The 22,774-nt window shown below is 48.9% G+C and carries 11 protein-coding genes; 8 read left to right on the plus strand and 3 right to left on the minus strand.

The genetic code is table 11. From position 1 onward, the window contains the following. Positions 1-33 precede the first annotated feature (33 nt). The 3 genes from queE to AC4IFB_RS10810 all read left to right on the plus strand — a co-directional run bounded on the left by queE (position 34) and on the right by AC4IFB_RS10810 (position 2,586). Positions 34-675: a 7-carboxy-7-deazaguanine synthase QueE gene (gene queE, locus AC4IFB_RS10800; protein ID WP_490780166.1), complete on the plus strand. Its 642-nt coding sequence runs from the start codon at positions 34-36 to the stop codon at positions 673-675. Beyond that, positions 672-1,352 carry a 7-cyano-7-deazaguanine synthase QueC gene (gene queC / locus AC4IFB_RS10805; RefSeq protein WP_490778506.1) on the plus strand — a complete coding sequence of 227 codons (681 nt, stop codon included), beginning with the start codon at positions 672-674 and terminating at the stop codon, positions 1,350-1,352. Before queE ends, queC begins: the two co-directional genes overlap by 4 nt. Positions 1,353-2,025: 673 nt before the next feature. Further along, positions 2,026-2,586: a GNAT family N-acetyltransferase gene (locus AC4IFB_RS10810; protein ID WP_490780167.1), complete on the plus strand. Its 561-nt coding sequence runs from the start codon at positions 2,026-2,028 to the stop codon at positions 2,584-2,586. Here the strand turns inward: AC4IFB_RS10810 and AC4IFB_RS10815 are convergent. Then, complete coding sequence (locus AC4IFB_RS10815) at positions 2,580-3,446, minus strand: ferredoxin reductase domain-containing protein (RefSeq protein ID WP_490778509.1); 867 nt, start codon at positions 3,444-3,446, stop codon at positions 2,580-2,582. The genes AC4IFB_RS10810 and AC4IFB_RS10815 overlap by 7 nt on opposite strands. Positions 3,447-3,617: 171 nt before the next feature. Between AC4IFB_RS10815 and AC4IFB_RS10820 the strand changes: the two genes are divergently transcribed. After that, positions 3,618-4,643 carry a glycosyltransferase gene (locus AC4IFB_RS10820; RefSeq protein ID WP_490780168.1) on the plus strand — a complete coding sequence of 342 codons (1,026 nt, stop codon included), beginning with the start codon at positions 3,618-3,620 and terminating at the stop codon, positions 4,641-4,643. Between the two features lie 16 nt (positions 4,644-4,659). Here AC4IFB_RS10820 and AC4IFB_RS10825 read toward each other — a convergent pair whose 3' ends face one another. Both AC4IFB_RS10825 and AC4IFB_RS10830 read right to left on the minus strand, forming a co-directional pair. Next, the gene (locus AC4IFB_RS10825) at positions 4,660-5,910 is read right to left on the minus strand and encodes a TIGR03790 family protein (protein ID WP_490780169.1); all 1,251 of its coding nucleotides are present in this window, start codon (positions 5,908-5,910) and stop codon (positions 4,660-4,662) included. A 22-nt stretch (positions 5,911-5,932) separates the two neighbouring features. Continuing rightward, a complete protein-coding gene (locus AC4IFB_RS10830; protein ID WP_490780170.1) occupies positions 5,933-8,095 on the minus strand; it encodes a M1 family metallopeptidase in 2,163 nt (720 codons plus the stop codon). Between the two features lie 119 nt (positions 8,096-8,214). On the opposite strand from AC4IFB_RS10830, the gene AC4IFB_RS10835 reads away from it, so the two are divergent. From AC4IFB_RS10835 to AC4IFB_RS10850, 4 genes are all read left to right on the plus strand, one after another. Continuing rightward, positions 8,215-9,330 carry a ChaN family lipoprotein gene (locus tag AC4IFB_RS10835; RefSeq protein WP_490780171.1) on the plus strand — a complete coding sequence of 372 codons (1,116 nt, stop codon included), beginning with the start codon at positions 8,215-8,217 and terminating at the stop codon, positions 9,328-9,330. 17 nt (positions 9,331-9,347) lie between these two features. Beyond that, entirely contained in the window at positions 9,348-10,655 is a 1,308-nt protein-coding gene (trhP, locus tag AC4IFB_RS10840; RefSeq protein ID WP_490780172.1) for a prephenate-dependent tRNA uridine(34) hydroxylase TrhP, read from the plus strand. Then, positions 10,652-11,530 carry a polysaccharide deacetylase family protein gene (locus tag AC4IFB_RS10845; protein WP_490780173.1) on the plus strand — a complete coding sequence of 293 codons (879 nt, stop codon included), beginning with the start codon at positions 10,652-10,654 and terminating at the stop codon, positions 11,528-11,530. The genes trhP and AC4IFB_RS10845 overlap by 4 nt, the downstream gene beginning before the upstream one ends. Before the next feature lie 761 nt (positions 11,531-12,291). Beyond that, positions 12,292-22,774, plus strand: a 10,483-nt coding sequence (locus tag AC4IFB_RS10850; protein ID WP_490780174.1) for a putative Ig domain-containing protein, incomplete at its 3' end; no start/stop codon positions are given.

The raw sequence follows: 22,774 nt of genomic DNA on the forward strand, positions 1-22,774 counted from the left end.
ATCCATGCAAATATCTTCCGCTTGACCAGGTTTATGCCACACTTACGAATCACAGAGATCTTTCTCTCTCTACAGGGGGAGGCAAAGAGTGTTGGTCTGCCCACAATTTTTGTGCGCTTGACCGGCTGTCCACTTCGTTGTGAATACTGTGACACCCAGTACGCCTTCAGTGGCGGTGAGAAGATGAGTGTCGACGCCATACTGGAACAGGTGGCGGCGTTAAAGATTCAACGTGTTTGTGTCACTGGGGGAGAGCCACTGGCTCAAGCGGATTGTAAGCTGTTGTTATCCCGACTCTGTGATGCTGGTTATGAGGTCTCTCTGGAAACCAGTGGCGCGCTGGATATATGCCTGGTTGATCCACGGGTAATGAGAGTTATTGATATTAAAACACCAGGCTCAGGTGAAGGCAGTAAAAACAGAATGGCCAACCTGGATTGTTTGCGCCAGGATGATCAAGTTAAATTCGTGATCAGTGGAAAGGATGACTATGAATGGAGTCGTGATTTATTGAAAAGTCATGGTCTGGAGCAGCGATGTGAGATTCTCTTCTCTCCAGTTCATGGAAAACAGAGTCCGACTCAACTGGCGGACTGGATTCTGCAAGATAGATTGAATGTACGGTTTCAAATGCAGCTGCATAAATTGTTATGGGATGAAGAGCCGGGTCGATGAATAAAAGAGCTGTCGTTTTACTCTCAGGTGGTCTCGATTCAGCAACGGTATTGGCGATTGCGCGTAGCCAGGGGTATCAATGTTACGCCTTAAGCATGGCCTATGGACAGCGTCATGCAGCTGAGCTAAATGCTGCTGCTCGTATAGCAAAGGCCCTGGAAGCAGTAGATCACAAGGTGATGTCCATAGGACTTGATTCGATTGGTGGATCAGCATTGACAGATACCACAATCCAGATACCGGAACAGCTGGCAGAGGGTATACCGGTAACCTATGTGCCTGCCAGAAACACAGTGTTTCTTTCCATGGCTCTAGGCTGGGCAGAAGTGCTCGATGCCCAGGATATCTTTATCGGTGTAAACGCAGTGGACTATTCAGGTTATCCTGATTGCCGTCCAAAGTTTATCGAAGCTTTTGAGCATCTGGCTAACCTGGCAACCAAGGCAGGGGTTGAAGGCAAATCTTTTCAGATCCACACCCCCTTGATTGATCTGAGTAAGGGGGAGATTATCCAACAGGGTATAGCGCTAGGACTAGACTATAGTCTTACCGTCTCCTGCTACCAGGCAACGGAAAACGGTGAAGCCTGTGGCAGTTGTGATTCCTGCAGATTGAGAGCGCGTGGTTTCTCTGAAGCTGGCGTGCCTGATCCTACAAACTACTCCAAAACTGAATAACTATTGAGCATATCATCAGGAAGGATGTGACAAACGCTTTTTTTATCTCTTCGAGCAAGTGTGGGGCGATGCCCCACCATAAGCCAGGATGCGGCGTAGAGTGCCGGCCCTGCCGCACCATTTCAAATGCTATCCATTCAAGTGTTATGGCATTAAAGCCAGTCCCGTCTCTGTACTGTCATCAAGTTATCAAGCTACTGTTTCGCCCCTCTGATCGGTTGTGCCTGCGCTTCTCGCTCGTGTCACAACGGGATATCAAGAGGCGCACAGTTCGGGGTTGGTAGGGTGGGGCCATGCCCCACCAAATAGTGATAGAGGCCCGCTTAAGTTGGTGGATGGGATAGAACTTGAATGACTAGAGAGCCAGCTTTATTCTGTTTTTCAGCTTATCTGGTGGGGCATGGCCCCACCCTACGGTACTGTTTCGCCCCGCTGATCGGTTGTGCCTGCGCTTCTCGCTCATGACATAACGGGATACCAAGAAGCGCACTGTTCGGGGTTGGTAGGGTGGGGCCATGCCCCACCAAATAGCGATAGAGGCCCGCTCAAGTGGGTGGATGGGATAGAGCTTGAATGACTAGAGAGCCAGCTTTATTCTGTTTTTCACCGTATCTGGTGGGGCATGGCCCCACCCTACGAAACAGGTATCACCTTTGCGGGGTTGTGAGAATAAATGGGTAAACCTACAGAACTCGAGACTGATCGACTCTCTCTGCGGCAGTGGAAAAGATCTGATCTGGAGCCTTTCGCCCATCTAAACGCTGATCCACAGGTGATGGCCTACTTTCCGGCACCCCTCAATCGGATCGAAAGTGATGCGATAGCAGATCGATGTCAAAAGTTGATTCAACAACGGGGCTGGGGTTTCTGGGCGGTAGAACTTCGAGAGCGTCAAACGTTTATCGGCTTTGTCGGTCTGCATGTTCCCAGTGCTGCGTTGCCTTTTTCACCCTGTGTGGAAATCGGTTGGCGTCTGGCAGCCAGCCATTGGGGAAAAGGTTATGCCACGGAGGCTGCAAACAGTGCTCTGAAATTTGGTTTTCAGCAACTGGGACTGCAGGAGGTGGTCTCATTTACTGCGATTGGGAATAGTCGATCCCGCAGGGTAATGGTACGGTTGGGGATGAGTGATACCGCCAGTAACTTTGAGCATCCGGCGGTACCACAGGGTCATCCTCTAAGAGAGCACGCTCTCTATCGACTCTCTATGGAAGATTGGTTATCTGCTCAGTGATAGAGCAGTTCTGCCCACCGACCATCTTCGACAAGGGACTTTTTTTGCTGGCTCCAGGCTTCAGCAGAGCCGAAGCTCTCTTCCATGACTTTGTCGAAGACCTCGGCAGCTTTCTCCAGTCCACCAAGGAATAGATAGGTTTTAGGGGACTTCAGCAGCTCTCTACACTCTTCAGCATTCGCTGATAGGCTTTCCTCTAGACCAGATTCGGCCCTGGCCAGTGGTCTGTCAGTCAGGGCACTGAAGGCCTTAAAGGTCTGATCATCATAATATTGGGCCAGATCTTTCTGCTCATCATTCATGTAGAGCAGGTTCATGCCGCCCTGGTCGCCATAGAATAGGCGTACCTGGCCATCCCAGCTTCCGTGTTGGTCATATATTTGTCGTACGAAAGCACGGAATGGCGCAATGCCTGTACCGGTACCAATCATCAGCAGGTTGCTATTTTTGTCGGTAGGTATTTTGAAGGGGCTACGAAATGGACCGGTGATCTTGATTTTGTCACCGCTTTTAGCATTACAGAGATAGTTTGAGGCGATACCTGGATACTGTTCGCCCGATACCTCATCCAGGTAGAAACAGCGTCTCACCAGGATTTCCAATTCAATGGACTCAGCATTGCCAGTTTGAATTGGGTTGGCGATTGAGTAGCGGCGATGATGATATTCGTTACCAAACTCATGGGGTCCAGGTACCAGGACACCAATGGACTGACCCGCAGCATATCGAAAGGTTGGATCGTCAATCTGTAATACCAGTTGACGTACTTCATCTGTTGCTTCAGGGCTGATTCTAGAGGTCGATTTGATGACGGCATCACAACTGCTTTCAAGATGCATCTCGTCTGCGCTTTCAGGCATGTTTTCTCTCTCGGAATTCTACAATTATCAAAAGATTAAGCTGTTTCACTCTTGTGAAGAACCATTATAGAGAGAATATCGAATACCCTCCAGTCCTGAACAGAGAGAGGTCACATCTTAAACCCTAATCACTTTAAGGGGATTGAGAACTGGGCCATTTGAAAAAGATATGTGACTAGGACCATCCTGATCAGCGACAATAGCCCTATGTCTGATGTTTCGAAAACAAAAGTGGTTGCTGTCACCGTCACTTACAACGTAGATCATCGCTTTGAGATTGCTCTCAAAAGCTATCTTGATCAGGTTGATTTGGTGGTGATTGTGGATAATAGCAACAGTAGTGATGCTCAGGCGTTGTTGCGCCAAATTGTTGAGGCAGATGGAAAACGGGTCAAGCTGATCCAAAATGGTGAGAATTTTGGTTTGGCCAAAGCACAGAATATCGGCATTTCAACTGCGTTGGATGAGCAGGCTGACTGGGTATTATTGATGGATGATGACAGCAGTGCGGAAAAGCAGATGGTGTCTCTGCTGATAGAGGCGTCACAGCACTATAATCTTGCAGCTGAGACAGCTATCCTGGTTCCTCAACTTCAGGAGCAAGGCGTTAAGCGGGAAGCGCGATATGTCGTTTCACCCTATGGACAATTTAGGCAGCCTCTGTTCGGGATTGATGATTTTTCCCAGAAATCTGTTTTGCAGAACCTCTATATCGCGATCAGTTCGGGAAGTTTAATTAAGGCCGATCTGTTTCGTGAGATTGGATTAATTCGCGAATCTTTCAATATCGATTATCTGGATGTGGATTTCTGTCTTCGGGCTATCGACAAGGGGTATCGCATTGTTGCTGTCAGAGACGCCGTATTGCTGCACAATCTGGGTGCTCAGACTGAACATCAGTTTTTAGGACGTCGGTTTTGGGCCTGGAATCACTCAGCAAAACGCAGATTTACTATCTATCGTAATCGTACCCGTATTTGGCGAGAGTATCTTTTTCGTTTTCCCGGATTCATTGTTTACGATGTTCTGGCGACCCTGCAGGATCTTTTCCGAATCCTGATGTTTGAGGAGAATCGTGCTACAAAGCTCAAAGCTATCATCAGAGGCGTTGGCACAGGGCTGTTTGGTACTGGTTTGAGTAAACAACCCCCGGATTCTAGTATGACGCACCACACTAGTTATAAAAATAAAGTTTAATTAGAGCATGCCTCTGCTACAGAGCTTCAAGCCTGTAGTAACCCGAGCTGGTTGCAGTAAGTTTGAATCTATCCTGATGGGGCTTCACCCTAAGGGTCTGGATTTTTTTGAAAGGGCCAATAGGGTTGCGGGCATGGCTGAGTTGATACTGCCCTGGCTTAAGGTTTCGGGTTATTAAAACTATGCCTGTTGCCGATTTTCTCAACTCAATGCGATCAAAAGGGGCAGCCAGGGGCTCGCCGATAAATATGCCTTCTCCAGGTTGCTGCACACTTTTCCAATATGCTTCAAGCAGGGTCTCTCCATGGCTGTAGTGCTCGATGACAAGACGAGGATCAGGGAATTTACCTAAATGGTTACAGGGCTCAACAACTGTGCCATAGCTGCCTGTCGCACCTGCTTCCAGCCAACGTAAAGCACTCATCTGTTTGCTTCCGTCCAGTCTGCCCCCTGTGGAGGTGAGATGGTCGGCGATTGCGCCTGGGAGAAAGGTCAAAGTGTTCAAACCATCGATATGTGTCTTACCGGTAAAGTAGAAAAGAACATCTTTCCGGTTCCGTAAGGCATCTCCCCTCACTATTCGGGTATCAATCCATCGCTGCATCAGATTACGGGTCATCAGATAGTCCCTTGCCCTGACGTTGCGTTGTTTGTCACTGGTACTCATCAGATAGGCTGTACCCTTAGGTAAGGTGCCGTCTGATGCGATACCTCTGTCGATCAAAGCTTTGGCATCGTCAAAGTTTTTTGCTGCTATGCTGATCGTGGGGCGTACCGAGAGATCCGTATAGGGAGTACTACCGTCGTAGTTGTAATATGGACTATTGCGGGTTGAAGCGCAGATCTTTTCTGAACACCAAGAGTTATCGAAACCGAAGGTAAATGCCGAGGTGATCGACATGCAGCTCACCCGATAGGGGGTGATCCAGGTTATGGCATAAGCCTGGATATGTTTTGCTGTCTCATTCAGCAGAGACTTTCGGATCTGTGCGAAATGTTTAGGAGATATGCTTTTTTTCCCTGGTTGAAAACTGACATGAAGAAGATTCTCTTCAGGGATGCCTCGGGCCTCAATGTAGTATTTTCCGATACGCAGGCTGAGTGGGTCTTTATCGTTGACTACGACACCAATCTGATCTGCCTGAAGTCGGTCTCTTGGCAGTTGGATCTCAAGGGTTTCATCGGCAAAGCTGTGGGATAGGTTGAAAAACAGCCACAGTAGTACAAACCTCCAGGTTATCTTTCTTCCATAAAATAGCATTAACATGAGAAGCTGATTTTCCACTCGTTCAGTGATGAGACTGCTTTGACCGAATCGAATCAGTGATGTTCACCAAGGGTGGTGGTTTTGGTGCTTCAAGTAGGATTTTATCTTCAGTGAACGATCTACGTAGGGGTGATTCAGTAACCGGCCACTCTCCTTTCAAGACATTGTTTGGGGCAGCACCATGAAATGCCAGATAGCTGTACTTGCCATAGTGCGGCAGCTTTCTTGCTAGTCCTGGAAGTGTCTCAGGTGAAGTTGTCCCCAGCCAGGCCATTGATTTTCCCTCTGTCGACCGGCGACTGACCAGAGCAAAGCTATGATCTTTGATGGATAAACTCGTCTTGTTGAGCTCAAGTGCGCCATTTTTATGTTGTAACGGATAGCCATCAAGTATCTTTAAAAAAGCCGTTTTATATCTGTTCTCCCAACCGAGTATCCATACAGGACGATCATTGGGAAGCTTATCAATATCACTATCCAAAGCGATCTCAATTGCGGGATAGCCGTCACTCCAACGATTTGCTAAAGCCCTATAGGCTTGCTGCATGATCTTTGAGGCATCGGCAGGAAGCAGGATAAGCAGACTTTCACTACCAAACAGGTTGCTTAAGGTGGGTGGAGTCTCTTCAGGGAAGAGGTGTCGGAACAGGTCAAACCAGGGATCGACATCGAGTTGTGTGGGTTTACTAGAGAGATCAACACTGAATGGCATTTTCCGCTGGTTCATCGGCAGTCGCAGCAGAGTTGGCTCGGAGTTCTGCTGCTGGATCAGTATCGGCACCTCAATGGGAAAAGGGGAGGATGGCTGAATTTGAGTAAGCGTTCCCTTGATCCGGTAGCCCTTTGCTGTTTTCTCAATTTTGACATCCTGAAGAGCGAGCTTGGGTGCACCGGTCCTGGTGAGCCAAGGCTCGAAGAGATCGTCTAGGTCATCTTTTGCGGTCTCTTCAAATGCCTGTTGAAGGTCTTGAAAACCCGCCACTTTGAATCGGTTATTCTGATAGAAGCGCCTTAACCCTTTGATGAAAGTCTCATCACCCAAATGACGCCTCAGCATATGAAACAGCATCAGGCTTTTACCATAGCCGACTGCCTGACTGGCGCTGCTGTGTCGGCTGCGAAAGCGGTTTAAGGGGAAGTCATTCTGTTGATGTATGAAATCGTTATAGCGCTGCAGTTGATTGCGTCGGTAGTGGTCGCCCTTGCCACGCTGCTCTGCCAGCAGGTGGTCAGCGAGGTAGCTGGTCAATCCTTCAGACCAGTTACCCTGTTGAAAGTCTATATAGACACTGTTTCCCCACCAGTTGTGCAAAATCTCATGAGGATAGGAGGTGTGTAGAATAAAGGGCAGTCTTATTACCCTGGAACCGAGAAGTGTGAACGAGGGCATGCCATATCCGCTTTGCCAGAAATTCTCTACCAAGGCAAACTTGTGATAGGGATAGTCTCCGATAAGTTTCTGATAGAGCGAGAGATAATCCTCTGTTGCCTGAAGATAGCGTTGAGCCAGAGTTTCATCAGGCTGAGAAAGAAAAACTTGTGCCTCCACACCATCGACAGAGTGTTGATAGAGCTGGTAAGGGCCTGCAACCAGGTAGATATCATCCTGGGGCTGGGTTTCATGCCAACTTATCTGCACCTGATCACCATAATCTTCGATCACCGGACCCTCTCCCTGACTGATTGCGAGCCACCCCTCAGGTAGAGAGACACGCATCAAAAAGGTCTGCAGGCTGTTTTGGAAATAGGGATACCATGCGACGCCTGCATCCAGATAGGCCCCCTTGGATGAGATAGTCCCTGGTAGTCGTTCCTGGCTTTTTCCCGGACTCTCCTGGGTGCGTCTCAGTTGGTGGGAGATCACCCCGTCATATTCCAGGGTGATAGTCTGTTGTCCTTCTGGCATGCTGAGCCGATAGGCGGCGATTGGAATAGAGCCTGAAACTGATCCCAGTCGCTTGATGGCCACGCCGGGCGTGAGACTGCGAGGATTGAGACCATCATGAAGCAGGAATTCCCGCTGTTCTATGTCAGCCAACTCGATCTGATCAATCACATGCAGATAGTGCTTGTCACTATTCAACTCAACTTGCAAGTTATGTTGAATCAGTGAAGAGGCTGCCGCTGGATTAATCACTGCCAGTAACCAGGGAAGTATGAAACGTAAAGATGATATTCTGGTCATAAGATGCGTATCATGTTGACTGCTTTGATTATATTTACCTGACAGCCATGGCTGTCGAGTTAAGGCGTCTGAGATAAGTTCTGTACCAAGCAAGTGACTCTTTGCACCTGGAGATAGTTGTGCTACGAAAATTTCTGACTTTCACAATCATGGCCAGCATCATGACAGGAGCCTATGCAAATGAAAAATCTTCTGATCCAGTGGTGGATCTATCGACACTGATTGACCTCTCCAGTCTGGTGGAGAAGGTCTCTGATAAAAAGGTGGTTTTTGTTGGTGAGAGCCATGATCAGTATCAGCACCATCTCAACCAGCTTTCGATTATCAAGGGGCTACATGCCAAACATTCAGACCTGGGAATAGGCCTTGAGTTCTTTTTTCAGCCCTATCAAAAGTACCTGGATCTCTATATCTCAGGTGAGATCGATGAGGCGGAACTGATTGAACAAACAGAGTATTTTAGCAGGTGGCGTTTTGATTATCGCCTCTATCGACCCATTTTTCGATTTGCCAGAGAAGAGGGTATTCCTCTGATCGCCTTGAATCTGGAGAGCGAAATTACCAGTCAGGCCGGTCGTGAAGGTATTGAAAATCTATCTGATGAGATGAAGTTGCGTATTCCTGCGGAGATAGATCGGGAAAATGAAGCCTATCGTGCTCGACTAAAGACAATTTATGAGGCCCATCCACATCGGGAAGGTAGTGATTTTGAACGATTTCTCGATGTGCAGTTGCTGTGGGACGAGGGCATGGCTGAACAAGCAGCAAAATGGTTGAAGCATAATCCGGATGGCCATATGGTCATCCTTGCCGGCGCAGGCCACCTGATCTACGGGGATGGTATCCCTAGCCGACTTGCACGTCGGGTAGAGGTGAGTCAGGCAATCGTTCTCAACGTCAGCAGTTCTGCTGAACTGAATCCTGATCTGGCAGATTATCTGATTCTGGCTGGTAATCAGGAATTGCCGCCAAGTGGCAAGCTGGGGGTTTTTCTTGATGTAGAGAGCCGGCCTCCTGTGGTGAGTGGATTGAGTGAGGGGAGTGGTGCAGCAGAAGCGGGGCTCAAGGAGAAGGATCAATTGATCTCAATAGATGATCATCCAATCGATAGCTACGCAGATCTGCGTATAGCTCTGATGGATCGGGAAGTTGGTGATACTGTAAAGGTGGAAGTGAAACGTGAGCGACTATTTTTAGGTACCATTGTTGAGACCTACCAGGTCACCCTACACTAAATTTACTTGATTAGAATATGCCAAAAAAGACAGAACTACTGGCCCCAGCGGGCACACTTAAAAACGCCCGTTATGCCTTCGCCTATGGTGCAGATGCAGTGTATGCAGGTCTACCACGCTATAGCCTGCGGGTGAGAAACAATGATTTCCTTGAAGATAATCTCGCTACCGGTATCGCTGAAGCTCATGCACTACAGCGTCAGTTCTATCTGGCCTGTAATGTCATGCCGCACAATGCAAAGCTTAAAACCTTCATTAAAGATCTCGAACCGATCATCGGGATGTCTCCTGATGCATTGATTATGTCCGATCCCGGATTGATTCTGATGGTCAGAGAGCGCTGGCCGGAGATGCCGATTCACCTCTCTGTGCAGGCGAATACCGTGAATGCCGAGGCGGTGCGATTTTGGCAGCAACAGGGGTTGACCCGGGTGATTCTCTCCCGGGAACTCTCATTGGATGAGGTGGCAGAGATCAGGCAACATTGTCCCGATATGGAGCTGGAAGTTTTTATTCACGGAGCGCTTTGTATAGCCTACTCAGGACGTTGTCTGCTATCGGGATATTTCAACCACCGTGATGCTAACCAGGGTACCTGCACCAACAGTTGTCGTTGGGATTACAAAATGTCACAACCTGTCGCTTCCCCTGAACTGAAAACTGGTCCCGCTGGTGTTGTGCGACACAGTGCGGCAGATGAGATCTACTATCTGGAAGAGAATGGCCGTCCGGGTGAGCAGATGCCTGTTTTTGAGGATGAGCACGGCACCTATATCATGAACTCCCGTGATCTTCGTGCAGTAGAACATGTCACCAGGCTAGTGGAGATCGGTGTCGATTGTCTCAAGATCGAGGGTCGCACCAAGTCCCACTACTACACTGCCCGAACAACACAGGTATATCGACAGGCGATAGATGACGCTCTGGCTGGTCGTCCATTTCAGCCTCAATTGATGGCGGATCTGGAGAGTCTGGCCAATCGGGGTTATACCGATGGTTTTTACCAAAGACACGAGTCCCATGAGTTACAGAACTACCGTTTCGGAAGTTCTCAAACTGAGCGTCAGCAATTCGTTGGTGAAATAACCGGTGTTGATCAAGAGTCAGGTCTGGTGGAAATAGATGTAAAAAATAAAATCCGAGTCGGTGATCGCCTTGAACTGATGTCCCCGGCAGGAAACCAGGATTTCGTCCTTCAAAAAATGGAAGACAGGTATGGTAATGCCATGCAGGAGGCGCCAGGTGGTGGCTACCAGGTGCGGCTTGCCTTACCATCTGAAGATGTTACCAATGGGCTACTCTGTCGCTATCTTGAATCCGTATGAAGCTAGGATTGAGAATTGCAGTTAATACACTGGTTGGTGCAGAACAGGGTGTGCCTGCTCTTCTGAGACTCTTCGATGAGTATCAGGTGCAGGCCAGCTTTTTCTTTGCAACCGGTGCGGATAAAAGTGGCCGTTTGCTGGATAGGGTAAAGCAACCCTGGTATCCACAACTACCTCTGAAATCCCGTTTGTATGGCCTGTTGTTGATGCCACCACGGATATCCAGAGAAGCTGCAGAGATAATGCGCTCAGTAGCCACGGCAGGGCATGAAACCGGTATTTTATGTCATGATCGCGCCCGTTGGATAAAGAGCCTGGCCTATGCAGATGAGCGCTGGACGCGAGCGGAATTGAATCAAGCAATCGATGACTACGCTTCAGTCTTCGGAGATAAACCAAAATCGATGGCTTCTGCAGGTTGGCAAACCAACCCGCACCTGATTCGGCTACAGCAGGAAACAGGCTTCGACTACGCTTGCGATGTGCGGGGCAAAAGTGCTTTTTTACCTGTTTTGCAAGATATTGAATCGTCCTGTCCTCAATTGCCAACAACGCTGCCGACTTTGGGTGAGCTGCTGAACCAGGGTGGGGATATCTCACTCAATAATGTCCATGAGTACTTGTACGCTGAGAGTCAGCACATCCTGCCCTATGGGCATGTCTATGCCTGTGATGCTGAGATGGAGGGTATGACCTACCTTCCTGTCATGGAGAAGTTATTGGTGATGTGGCGGAATATGGAAGAGGGGATACAACCGCTACACACCTTTCTGGAGGGAGAAAAAAGAGCGCACCTAAATCAGCATCAAATTGGTTGGGCCAATCATTCAGATGCCAGGGTCTATCTTGCAACACAAAGCATGCAGCAGAAGTAGTACTGATTTTCGATCAACTAACTAATCTTTATCATTTTTTCTTTCTATAGATTTACGAAATTCACCATTCAAAGTTACCCACGAACCCAAATAGCAATTTGTCAGAAAATTTTACGCTTGGAAGAAGAATCTAAATATTGAAATCAGTTCAGTGAAATCACTTTTCGTGCTGATGACTTATTCTGTCCGATAGAAATCAGACTCTACTTCATCTTAGAGCCTCATAGATTTGATGAGCATCAAATTATTAGTGTATGGGTTGTTGACACCTTATTCTATTTCAGATTTGAAAAGAGACTAAAACGACTATATTTCATGTCGGTATTATTTACATGAGGTACCATTTGAGGATATATTAAATGCTTGTAAGTAAGTGTAAATAGTTAAAAAAATTGATATGGCATGTTGATTGCACTAGCAATCCGAATTGTTATTGATCAAAGCGTTGTATGCATCACGGATGTCTTTTTCTTGGAGCAGTTTTTGAGGATTTATTCAGTTCAGGCGCCCCCAATTGCTGGGTTGCCTGACTCTCGTATTGGTCAGAGCAAAATTCCAATCAATTGGTATTCCTAAAACTGTAAGTCAATTGCGACTGGGGCAACTCAGTCAGCAGTAAGGTCTGGTGTGAGCTAGAAAACTGAAATCTCATGCTGCCTTGCCTTAGCGGTATTGTACTTAGTCTGATTTTAGTTGAGCTATTTAACATCACTCGAAGTGAGTTGTATTAGGGACTACTCAAAGTAGTTTGGAGAAAGGATATGTCGTTTTTCAGATACCTTCTGTCAGTTGTCAGTTTATTGATGATGGCACCGACGCTGCTCTCAGCAACAGAGAGTGTCACCATCGATACCAACAGTAGTAACTACTGTCTGACAGACCTGGAAGCGGAAACGACCGACACTGAGGTGAAATTGATCTGGGCGCATTCAGGTGCGCCTATGTACTACGTCTACCGTAGTGATGATGATGGTGTTAGCTTTATTCTGCTTTCACAGATGATGTCGACAGATCCAAGTTACCTGGATTCCGGACTCTCTTCAAATGTGAATTATCAATATGTAGTCAAAGAGATTGACGATAGTGGTAACGCTATTTGTCAGTCACCGGTTTTATATCTCACGCCAAAACTACGGATCGGTAACAAACCACCAGTTTTTATTACAACACCATCCATTGAAGCAATAACGGGGCAACCCTACCAATACGATGCAGATGCGATCGATCTGCAAGGTGATGCCATACACTATTCGCTTTCTGTTTCCCCGACAGGTATGACGATTGACAGCGATACTGGGCTAGTGACCTGGACGCCTCAGCTTGACCAACTTGGGGTCTATACCGTTACAGTTCGCGCTGTAGACGATGGCGGCATGTATGATCAGCAAGGCTATTCTTTGAGTGTGACTGAGGGAACAAGTGTCAATCAGGCGCCTCAGATTCTATCCACGCCTATTGATACTGGTGATGAGAACCAAGCTTACGCATATGACGTTGAGGCTACTGATGCCGATGTTGGTGACATACTGATTTTCGAGTTGACCAGTGCGCCATCTGGCATGGTCATAGATTCGACCACCGGCCTAATCAGTTGGCTACCTCTCAGCGGTAGTGCGGGCGAACATGCAATTACTGTTCGTGTAGCGGACCAGGGGGGACTGAGCGCAACACAAAATTACTCACTGACCATTGCACAAGAAAACCTCTCCCCACAAATCATATCGATTCCTCCGTTAAATGGTACAGAAAACCTGGCCTACCAATATGATGTTGAAGCCACAGACGCAAATACAGGGGATGTGTTGAGCTATGAACTGACCAATGCACCCATAGGAATGACAATTGAAACAGCTACCGGGCTGATCAATTGGTTACCACCTTTGAGTAGTGCGGGGCAGCATGCTGTAACCGTCCGAGTAGAGGATCAAACAGGGCTAACTGCGGAACAGAGTTACTCTTTGACTGTCGCCATGGCGAATCTACCGCCAAGCATAACCTCCACACCGGTTACTGCTGCAATAGAGGCCCAAAGCTATCAATATGATGTCGAGGCCAGTGACCCGAATCCGGGTGATGTACTGAGCTATGAGCTGATCAATGCGCCTGTAGGAATGACAATCGATACAGCTACCGGGTTGATCAATTGGTTACCACCTTTGAGTAGTGCGGGACAGCATGCCGTCACTGTCCGGGTAGAGGATCAAACAGGTCTAACTGCAGAACAGAGTTTCTCTTTGACTGTCACCATGGCGAATCTACCACCAAGCATAACCTCCACTCCGATTACTGCTGCAACAGAGACCCAAAGCTATCAATATGATGTCGAGGCCAATGACCCGAATCCAGGGGACAGCCTTAACTATAGTTTGACGACTGCACCAGTCGGTATGGCCATTGATGCTGCTACAGGAATGATCACCTGGGTTCCCAGTAATACAGACATCGGGACGACTCAAGTAATCGTGCGCGTGCAGGATCAAGCAGGAGCGGAAGCGACACAAACTTATACACTAGCAGTCGCATTCTTCAATGATCCACCAACAATCACCAGTGCTGCAATCACTACAGCCAATGAAGGCGAAGGCTACCAATACGATGTCGAAGCATCAGACCCGGATGCTGGTGATAACCTTAGTTTTAGTTTGGTGACTGCCCCCCAGGGGATGGTCATTGATATTGTCAGTGGACTGATTCAGTGGACACCAGATAACCAACAACTTGGCGATAATACGCTTGAGGTAATGGTAACGGATGCAGGCAGACTGAGTGATATGCAATCATTCACGATTGTTGTCACCGGTTCGAATGGTGCACCAATTATCACCAGTATGCCGGTGATTACAGCTACAGAAGGCACTGTTTACAATTATGATGTTGAAGCCATCGACTCAGATGGTGACCCAATCAGTTATTCATTAATCTCAGCCCCTGCCGGCATGATGATTGATCCACAAAATGGAGTGATCAGTTGGGCACCTGATGCCACACAATCCTTTGGAAATCTGAATCCAAATCAATATTGTCGCTTACCGGCTACGAGTGAATCGCAAAGACCTCGCGCAATGGATGCTGTGATGGTGGTAGATGGTTCGGCATCAAATCAAGATACCTGGCCATGGGTTGCCGATGCAATGGCGGCACTCAACGCGGATCTGAAAATGATCGGAATCGGTGCTGAACCGGAACAGAATAGATATGGTCTGGTAGGATTCGCTACCCGAGTGGAAACCCAGTTATTGAATGGAGGGTTGTTCGGTTCCATCGCCGATCTCTATGAGGTTAGCTATGATGGGGCCAGTCCTGGCGGTGGAGGTCCTCCGGAAAATGGACTTCAAGCGCTGCAGTTCACAATAGACACCTATCCGTTCAGAAGTGATGTCGTAAAAAATCTGATCTGGATTCCTGATGAGCCTCAGCAAGGTAGCCTCGGCAATGGAGAGACTCTGGAATCTTTCACTCAAAGATTGATCGATGGCAATTTCAACGTAAATGTCGTTACCTTTATGACTATCTATTGTCTTGATGGTCGAAGAGCTTTAGGTATCGATGCGGAAGGTCAGGGTTATGTGACTGACGGTGCTGGTGGTTTTGAATCCTGTGATATTGACAGAACCCCCCTGGAAACGACAACTCACGGCTTCTATTCAAATTTCACAGAACCCTTTGTTTTACCGGCTTTGGCTAGCGGAGGCGCGGCTTGGGATATTGCAACGATTAGATCGCTCGATCAGCATGAGTCGTTAAGAAAAGCCCTTACCAGCAGAATGTACCGTACCTCAATGGTAAATGAGGCTGAACGTGGTTTGGCGGATCTTGCAATACAAAACCTGAACATTACAGAATCGCAGAATAGTTCTGTTACTGTTGAAATGAACTTGGTCAATCGGGGGCTTGCTCAGGTAGACACACCGATAACGGTTAGTCTGTTGGATGCCGATAGTGCCAATACAGTGATTGGTACTCAGACACTAACCAATTTTGCAATAGATGAAGAACGGTTAGTCAGCTTTGGAATAGATAGTGCATCACTACCCAGTCATTTGGCTGTGAGTATTGAGGCCGTGTCAGGTGTCGAATGCCTTGTCGATAACAATGAGTTAAGTGTACCCACAGTTATAGCTACAGCTTCAGATGATCAGGGCAACAGTGATACCCAACTGTTTGCAATTTCGGTGCAGAATGTCAATCAACAGCCTGTCATCAACTCCCTGCCTGAGGCTCAGGCCTATCTGAATCAAACCTATCGCTATCAAGTGACAATAGATGACCCAGATAGAGGTGATGATCATCTGTTTACCTTGGATACAAATCGTTCGGCACAGATTGATCCCGATACCGGATTGTTTACCTTTAATCCAACATTGGCAGATTTAGGCGAACAGAGTTTTACTATCACTGTTACAGATCTCGGTTCGGCTACTGATACTCAGACTTTTACCCTCAATGTGAGTGGCAGCTATCAGTTGCCAACGTTCGATGGGCCGCCTGACAATAATCGTGCAACGATTAATCAATCCTACCAGTTCACCCCTTCAGTAAATGCAGATCCAACTGCCAGCCTGACATTTTCACTGCTGGAAATGCCTGCTGGTATGACCATCGATGCCAATGACGGTAGGATCGAATGGATACCGAGTGATGCAGATATAAACCGTCTGCGTTTAATCAGTATGATGGTGAGGGATCAGTTTGGTAATAGGGATACACTCTCATTTATGCTGTTTGGCGATACGGAAAATCAGCCTCCGGCAATTACTACAACGCCTGGTGAGATAGTCAGTCTGAATCAATCATACCGCTATACCCTAGAGTATGAGGATAGTAATGTTCGTGAAGATTACGATCTTCAAATTGCTTCCACTATTCCCAATCTGGTTGCAAACCTTAATCAAACCTATGGGGTGGATAACCAGTTCGCATTGATCGATTGGAATAGAATTTGGGTAACAGGGGTCTATCCACGCCATTTGGAGGCATCTGATTACTTGTGCAAAAACCATAATAATGCTGCATTTAGTGCGGCATTACCCATCAGAAAAATAGGTCAGCGAAGGATTTCCAATCTCGGTCATCACTTACTGGCGGCACCGTTCACAGATACGAATCTGGATGGTGTTATTGACCGGAGTGATGAGCGTGCGATTTTTATAATTCAATACGTTGGAGTGGGTGCACTTCTACAAGCATATGATCGATCAAGTGATCAACCTCTCTGGTCGCATTCCATTAATGATATCAATTCACGTCCCTCTCAGTACTACGCTCCGGCAATTGCTGATATCAATGGTGATCATGTCCCCGATATTCTTATGGTTCAAGCCAGCAATCGATTATTGGTGGCGATTAGCAGCGATGATGGTCGTGTCTTATGGCGATCTACCGTTCCGGTATCAGATAGTGCGTTTTATAGTGGGCAAATTACAATATCTGATCTGCAGGCTGATGGGGCACCTGAGATTATAGTGGGCCATTCTGTTTTTGATTCACAAGGCAATCAACTATTACATTTCGATCGTATTGCAGCCGCACCTGTTGCTGGTTTATCCAGTCCTATCTATCCGGTAGATATCAACATGGATGGAGTCAAGGATCTGGTGCGGGGTGGTGTCATCTATTCTGCTTCTGGAGCCGAATTATGGCGTGCACCATTTGCAGACGGGCATAGTTCAAAGTTGGCCTATTCTGCGTTTGCCAATTTCGATACCGATCCTCAGCCGGAAGTCGTACTGGTTGAAAGGAGTCAAGCCGATCCATCAGTCGCAACCGTAAGTCTTCTGGATGATGATGGACAATTCCTCTGGGGGCCAAACCCGATTGAATACATCGGTCAGCCAATTGTGGGCAATATGGATAATGATGCGGAACTTGAGATATTTATCCCAGGTGAAGATGTTCTGCTCGATCATTTAGGTAATGTGAGATGGCATGCAGAGGTAACGACTCGACAAGACGGTAATGCCGCTACAGCGGCTGACCTGAAGGGGAATGGTCGAGTTGAGATTCTACTGAATAGAAGTAACCGTACTCAAATTCTCGATTCCTTAACCGGAATTGAGATGGCCTATACCTATTCTGGGACTGTGAGTTCATTTGCCAAACCTATCGTCGTTGACCTTGACGGTGATGGTAGACTTGAGATCGCAAGTACCGGTTCAACTTATCTCAATTTAACCTCGCTGGAGATCGACCACGCAGCTCAAGATATACCAAAAGTTATCTATCAAAGTTGGTGGCAACCTCAGGGTCTGGATAGTCAGCTTGCGGTCAACCAAAGTGCTCCGAATCCATGGAGCGTAAACAATTCAGATCAACTCGTAATACCGGTACAGATTAGCTTCAACGACGGATTGCCCGACATATGGGTTGATGTACCACAGGGAGATCATCATCAGTCGGTTAGCGTGAAAGTTGCCAACCGGGGTACTGCAGACTACTCAGGTTCGCTGGATATTGAACTCTTTGCCGGAGATCCGTTAAACAATGGCCAGCTTTTAGGCTCACATAACTTGTCTGATCTTGCAATCAGAGAGTCCCGAATACTCCAATTCGACAATCTGGTGCCGACAGACTTTGTTGGCGAACTGGTTGTTCGTGCCGTACCAGAAACAGGTGTGCTTGAATGTCAGACTAACAACAATATGGCTTCAGCCTATACAGTCGATCTGACTCTGTCAGATAACGCTGGTGCTTCAGACACACAGAATTATCTGCTGGGTGTGGAATATAATCATGCCTCGAATGCTATCGCCTCCCAGACTGTCCCTGATGTGGTAGAGGGAGAGCTGTTTGAGCTGGATCTGGATATCTTAGTCAGAAGCTTCACTGACGACAATAATACAGCATTCTTCTATGTCTATTCTGGCCCAGAAGGAATGAGTGTAGATCCAGATAGTGGTGTGGTTCGCTGGACGCCACCCTATGGTTCTGCTGGTGTACATTCTGCGCAAATTTATGGCGACCATTTAAGTGGACTCTCCAGTCAGTATCTAACAATCAACGTACTGCCTGCGTCGAATAATCCGCCACAGATCACCAGCACGCCACAATACGGCACATTCGCTTTTCAACCTTTCAGCTACGATGTGGAAGCGACCGATCCGGACGGGGATATCCTGAGCTACAGCCTGCTCCAAGCACCGACAGGCATGACCATCGACGCAAACACCGGCTTGATACAGTGGACCCCTGATTCAAACGGTAACTTTGCCGTTACTATCGAAGTCAGTGATGGATCGCTTCAGGTAACCCAGGATTTTACACTCATTGTGGCGTTACCAAATCATTCACCACAGATCACCAGCATACCCACCTACAGTGTGCAGCAGGGACAACCCTATCAGTATCAGATGACAGCAACTGACCCGGAAGGGGATACCATCACCTTTGCTTTAGTCACTAACCCGGTGGGAATGCAGATCAATCAAACAACCGGTTTGGTAATCTGGACGCCTGGGACAGATCAAGTGGGTGCACATAGTGTTGAGCTGACTGCAACCGACAGTCAGGGCAATATATCTACCCAGAGTTATCTTCTAAGCGTTGTTACAGGTGCAGGCAACACACCACCGACAATCATCTCCACGCCTGTCGGCAGTGCGATTTATGATCAAGCCTATGGTTACGATGTCAACGCAACAGATAGTGATGGCGACACCCTGACCTATCTTTTGGTGACAGCGCCGACAGGCATGACCATCAATAGCATATCCGGCATTATCAGCTGGACACCACAGACCAGTCAGGGCGGTTCGCACCCAATTGAAATTCGTGTTGAAGATGGCCGAGGTGGTTATGCCATCCAGAGGTATGGCTTATATACATCAGATGGTACGACGACCAATGCGCTACCGGTAATTCAAAGTCAGCCGGGACTTAATGCCAGAATTAATCAGGCCTACAGCTATCAAGTTGTCGCGACAGATTCAGATGGAGACAGCCTCAGCTATAGCCTGATAAATGGCCCGGCAGGCTTGTCTTTGTCCAACAGTGGAGTTGTCACCTGGACGCCAGATGCCGAGCAAAGTGCATCAGTTCGGGTGAGAGTGAGTGATGGTACTGCTTATGTAGAGCAGGGCTGGACGATCAATGTACTTCCAGCTGGCGCTAATCTGGCGGTGGCCTTATCCATACAGCCGGCCACTGTAGCTGAAGGCGATACGGTTACTCTTCAGGTAATACCTCAGAACGCGATAGATCCGTTTAGTGTCTCTCTGACGATTGATGGTAGTCCGGTCACCCTGGATAACACCAACAGTGCCTTGGTTACTGCGACTGGCCTGGGCTCACATCCGGTGGTTGCCACAGTGACAGATCCATCTGGAACCGCTACAGAAAATGGCAGCTTTCTGGTCAGTGACCCCAATAGCACAACCCCGCCTGTGGTAACCCTGGTCGGCCCGATCGATGGTAGTGAGATTACAGCACCTACTCCGATCGTTGCCACCATCACCGATGACGATCTCTCGGTCTGGGAGTTGTGGCTGGCGCCACCGAGCCAGAGCACAGTGAACCTGGATCAGGCGACGTTAATCGCTTCTGGGGTAAACACTCTGGATAACCAGGAGATTGCCCAGTTCGATCCAACGCTGTTGATCAACGGTCAACACCGCCTCTATCTTCGTGCTATCGATGCAGGGGGCAATGAAGGTTATGCTAGCAGTGTGGTACAGGTCACCGGCGACATGAAGCTGGGTCACTTCAGTATTACCTTCAAAGACATGGAAGTGCCCTTAGCCGGTATTCCGATTACGGTTACCCGCACCTACGACAGTCGTAGACGCAATGAGTCTCTCGACTTCGGGCAGGGCTGGAGTGTGGGCTATCAGGATATGTTTGTCCGTGAGTCCCGACCCGCCGGATTCAACTGGTTCCTCGACTCCTATCAAAGTGGTCCTCTGGGCGTACTGACCACCTACTGTGTTCGTCCCTACCAGGATAATATTGTCACCGTCACCAATCCTGACGGTGACGTGGAGCGCTTCCGCGCTGTGGCGAGCCCTGAGTGCAACGAAGTCTTGCCGATACTCGATGTCGAGATCGTGTTTGAGCCCCTGGATGGTACTGACTCGACCCTTGAGGCCGTAAACAACAATTTTGGTCGACTGGTCAATCAGCACCTGGTGGACGCCGGAGCACCCAGCACCCCCCTTGATATCAGCCGCTACCGCCTCACCACCCGAGAAGGTGTGAGCTATGAACTGGAACAGGGCGAAGGTATCCGTACCCTCACTGTTCCTTCCGGAGAGGTCCTGACCTTCGGCTACGACGGCATAACACACTCCAGCGGTGCAGCGGTCAGTTTCGTCCGTGATGCCAATGGTCGAATCGAACAGATCGAAGCGCCAGATGGAGAAAATCTGCAATATGCCTACGATCTGTCCAACGACCTGGTCAGCTTCACCGATCAGGCGGCGGCAACCTCGACCTATGCCTATATCAACGATCACTACCTGCAGGACATCTATGATGCCCGCGGGGTGCGGGCGATCCGCAACCTCTACAACAGCGAAGGGCGTCTAATAGGCCAGATCGATGCCGAGGGTAATCAGATCGACTATGTCCATGATCTGGTTGGCCGCAGCCAGACCGTCACCGATCGTCGTGGTAACAGCCGTATCCTGGTGTTCAACGACCGGGGTGATATCGTGGCCGAGACCAATGCGCTGGGTGAGACCCACCAGCGGAGCTATGACAGCTACGGCAACGAGCTGAGCCATACCGATCCCCTGGGGAATACCACAGTCTCGACTTACGACAACCACGGTAACCAGTTGACTGAGACCGATCCACTGGGTCGGGTCACAACCAATACCTACAGTTGGTACAATCAACTGCAGAACGAGACTGCGCCAGATGGCCGGGTGACCAGTTTTGACTACCGCAACTACATCTTTGTTGGCGGGGTTCGAATCGACAAAAAGGGTCCGATGGTCGGCATTACCGATGGTCTGAACCAAAGCACCCAGCTTGGCTACGACGCCAGCGGTTATCTGCCCCTGCAACTGACTGATGCGGAAGGCAATATCACTCGATATGCCTACGATAGTCAGGGTCGTATGGTCAGTGAGACTGCTGCAGATGGCAGTGTCACCGAGTATAGCCACGACACCATGGGTCGTGTACTCACCGAGACCCGAAGCCGTACCGACAACGGCACCCCCCTCACTGAGGTGACCCGTCACGGTTACGATGCGGCAGGCCGGCGCACCAGCACTACCGATCCCCTCGGCAACACCACGCGCACAGAATACGACGAAGCGGGTCAGGTGACCGCCGAGATCGACGCCCTGGGCAACCGTACCGAATACGTCTACGACGCCAGAGGCAACCTGACCGAGACCCGTTACCCAGACGGTACAAGCGAGGTGCGTGGTTACGATGCGGAGAATAACCTGATCAGCCAGACCGACCGGGCGGGGCAGATCACCGGCATGGTCTACGATGCGGCCAACCGGCTGATCGAGACCATTCACCCGGATACCACCCCGACGGATGACAGCGACAACCCGCGCAGCCAGAATGAGTACGACGCTGGGGGCCGTTTGATCGCCGAGACTGACGCACTGGGTAATCGTACCCAACACAGCTACAACGTAGTGGGTCAACGCATCAGCACCACAGATGCTCAAAACAACGTCACCCAGTTCGAGTACGACGTCCACGGCAACCGCACCGCGATGATCGACGCCCTCAACCGGCGCACCGAGTACATCTATGATGCGGCAGATCAGCTGGTTGAAGTCCGCTATGCCGACGCCAGCACTACCCAGACTGGCTATGATGCCACGGGTCGCCGCACCGATGAGACCGATCAGGCAGCGATCACCACCCAGTACGTCTATGACGAACAGGGTCGTCTCACCCAGGTCATAGATACCCTGGGTGGTACAACCCGCTACACCTATGACGAGCAGGGCAACAAACTGACCCAGACCGATGCAGCAAACCGAACTACCAGCTGGAGCTATGACAGCCTGGGTAGAGTCCTCAGCCGAACCCTGCCAATGGGTCAGAGTGAGACTTTTGCCTACGACGTCAATGGTAACCTCACCAGTCATACCGACTTCAACGGCAACGCCACAACACACCAATACGACAGCGGCAACCGCCTGATCCAAAGCGACTACGCCGACGGCACCGTCGAAGTGGTTGGTTACGACAACAATGGCAATCGTAGTCAAGTGGATGTCACCCGTCCTGGTGGTGGTCTGGAATCAACGCTCTACACGTACGATGCCTCGAATA

The sequence above is a fragment of the Candidatus Thiodiazotropha sp. AKIB8 genome, assembly GCF_058244675.1.

Excerpts from the sequence above, each read along its gene's own strand:
- queE (WP_490780166.1), top strand. The coding sequence starts at position 34 with ATGCCACACTTACGAATCACAGAGATCTTTCTCTCTCTACAGGGGGAG.
- queC (WP_490778506.1), top strand. The coding sequence starts at position 672 with ATGAATAAAAGAGCTGTCGTTTTACTCTCAGGTGGTCTCGATTCAGCA.
- AC4IFB_RS10810 (WP_490780167.1), top strand. The coding sequence starts at position 2,026 with ATGGGTAAACCTACAGAACTCGAGACTGATCGACTCTCTCTGCGGCAG.
- AC4IFB_RS10815 (WP_490778509.1), bottom strand. The coding sequence starts at position 3,446 with ATGCCTGAAAGCGCAGACGAGATGCATCTTGAAAGCAGTTGTGATGCC.
- AC4IFB_RS10825 (WP_490780169.1), bottom strand. The coding sequence starts at position 5,910 with ATGTTAATGCTATTTTATGGAAGAAAGATAACCTGGAGGTTTGTACTA.
- AC4IFB_RS10830 (WP_490780170.1), bottom strand. The coding sequence starts at position 8,095 with ATGACCAGAATATCATCTTTACGTTTCATACTTCCCTGGTTACTGGCA.
- trhP (WP_490780172.1), top strand. The coding sequence starts at position 9,348 with ATGCCAAAAAAGACAGAACTACTGGCCCCAGCGGGCACACTTAAAAAC.
- AC4IFB_RS10845 (WP_490780173.1), top strand. The coding sequence starts at position 10,652 with ATGAAGCTAGGATTGAGAATTGCAGTTAATACACTGGTTGGTGCAGAA.